Source organism: Psychrobacter sp. NG254, assembly GCF_015277735.1.
GTDB lineage: Bacteria > Pseudomonadota > Gammaproteobacteria > Pseudomonadales > Moraxellaceae > Psychrobacter.
Genome location: NZ_JADHDA010000011.1, coordinates 1 through 2831 on the forward strand (window position 1 = coordinate 1; position 2831 = coordinate 2831).

Sequence of the window (2831 nt, forward strand, 5' to 3'; positions counted from 1 at the left end):
GAAATCCAAACCGGCACACTCGGTCAACCAGTGGTCATCGACGTGCTCAGCAATGACACCGATCTTGAAGGCGACATTGACCCGACCACCGTGAAGCTCATCAACCCAGACACAGGTCTTGAAGTCACCAGCTTGACCGTTGCCGGCGAAGGCGCATGGAGTGTTGACCCAACCACTGGCGCAGTCACCTTTACCCCAGAAGCAGGCTTCACCAATGATCCGACCCCAGTGAACTATGTGGTCTCTGATGTCACAGGCAACAAGTCAAACCAAGCCACCATCACCATCGACTACCCACAAAGCGCCCCTGTTGCCGTGAATGATACAAAATCAGGTGCTTCCGGCGCCACGGTTGACGTTGCCGTAGTGGGTAACGACACCGATCTTGAAGGCGACATTGACCCAACCAGCGTCCTCATCACCCAAGCGCCAGTCGGCAGCACCATTGCCGCTGACGGCAAATCGGTCGTGGTCGATGGCGAAGGCTCATGGAGTGTTGACCCTGTCTCAGGCAACATAACCTTCACGCCAGAAGACGGCTTTACTGGTGACCCAACGCCAATCAGCTACACCGTTGATGACATTACAGGTGAAACCTCAAACCCTGCTACTGTCACCATCGACTATCCACAAACCGCACCAGTGGCTAAGAATGATAGAGGTGTCGGCCCTTTAAATACGCCCGTAGCCGTTAACATTCTAGCCAATGACACTGATCCTGAAAACGATTTAGACCCAACGACCGTCATGATTACCCAGTCACCAGCGGGTGGCACCATCGCGGCTGACGGCAAATCAGTTGACGTACCAGGTGAAGGATCATGGGTTGTTGATCCAACAACTGGTGTGGTTACCTTTACCCCAGAAGCTGGTTTCACCGCTGACCCAACGCCAATCAGCTACACCGTTGATGACATCACAGGTGAAACCTCAAATGAAGCCATCATCATTGTGGATTACCCACCAACAGCACCAGTGGCAGTAGATGATACAAACACAGGCACCACAGGTAATCCTGTTGTAGTAGACATACTAAGCAATGATACCGACCTTGATGGTGATCTTGACCCAACGACGGTTAAACTGATTGATCCGACTGATGGTTCTGAAGTAACCGCGTTAACGGTTGAAGGCGAAGGCGAATGGGTCGTTAATCCAACGACTGGCGCAGTCACCTTTACCCCAGAAGCAGGCTTCACAGGTGATCCAACACCAGTTGAATATGTGGTCTCTGACACCACAGGCCTAACGTCTGAGCCTGCGACTGTCACCATCGATTATCCACAAACCGCGCCAGTGGCTGTGAATGATACAGACACCGGCACCACAGGTAATCCTGTCACAGTGGCCGTGGTTGGTAACGACACCGACCCTGAAAATGACATCGACCCAACCAGTGTCCTCATCACCGTGTCACCAGCAGGCGGCACCATTGCCGCTGACGGCAAATCGGTTGACGTTGCCGGTGAAGGCTCATGGAGTGTTGATCCTGTCTCAGGCGACATAACCTTCACACCAGAAGAGGGCTTTACCGGTGACCCAACGCCAATCAGCTACACGGTTAATGACACCACAGGTCTGACCTCAAACCCTGCTACTGTCACTATCGACTATCCACAAAGCGCCCCTGTTGCCGTGAATGACAACGAGTCAGGCACTAGCGGTAGCCCAGTTGTGGTTGCCGTAGTGGGTAACGACACTGACCCTGAAAATGACATCGACCCAACCAGTGTCCTCATCACCGTGTCACCAGCAGGCAGCACCATTGCCGCTGACGGCAAATCGGTCGTGGTCGATGGCGAAGGCTCATGGAGTGTTGACCCTGTCTCAGGCAACATAACCTTCACGCCAGAAGACGGCTTTACTGGTGACCCAACGCCAATCAGCTACACCGTTGATGACATTACAGGTGAAACCTCAAACCCTGCTACTGTCACCATCGACTATCCACAAACCGCACCAGTGGCTAAGAATGATAGAGGTGTCGGCCCTTTAAATACGCCCGTAGCCGTTAACATTCTAGCCAATGACACTGATCCTGAAAACGATTTAGACCCAACGACCGTCATGATTACCCAGTCACCAGCGGGTGGCACCATCGCGGCTGACGGCAAATCAGTTGACGTACCAGGTGAAGGATCATGGGTTGTTGATCCAACAACTGGTGTGGTTACCTTTACCCCAGAAGCTGGTTTCACCGCTGACCCAACGCCAATCAGCTACACCGTTGATGACATCACAGGTGAAACCTCAAATGAAGCCATCATCATTGTGGATTACCCACCAACAGCACCAGTGGCAGTAGATGATACAAACACAGGCACCACAGGCAATCCTGTTGTAGTAGACATACTAAGCAATGATACCGACCTTGATGGTGATCTTGACCCAACGACGGTTAAACTGATTGATCCGACTGATGGTTCTGAAGTAACCGCGTTAACGGTTGAAGGCGAAGGCGAATGGGTCGTTAATCCAACGACTGGCGCAGTCACCTTTACCCCAGAAGCAGGCTTTACAGGTGATCCAACACCAGTTGAATATGTGGTCTCTGACACCACAGGCCTAACGTCTGAGCCTGCGACCGTCACCATCGATTATCCACAAACCGCGCCAGTGGCTGTGAATGATACAGACACCGGCACCACAGGTAATCCTGTCACAGTGGCCGTGGTTGGTAACGACACCGACCCTGAAAATGACATCGACCCAGCAAGCGTCATCATCACCGTGTCACCAGCAGGCGGCACCATCGCCGCTGACGGCAAATCGGTCGTGGTCGATGGCGAAGGCACGTGGACGGTCAATCCAGCGACTGGCAACATCAGCTT

1 protein-coding gene is annotated in these 2831 nt (G+C 52.9%); it reads left to right on the top strand.

The genetic code is table 11. From position 1 onward, the window contains the following. Positions 1-2831, top strand: a 2831-nt coding sequence (locus IP510_RS13570; protein ID WP_227669797.1) for an Ig-like domain-containing protein, incomplete at both ends; no start/stop codon positions are given.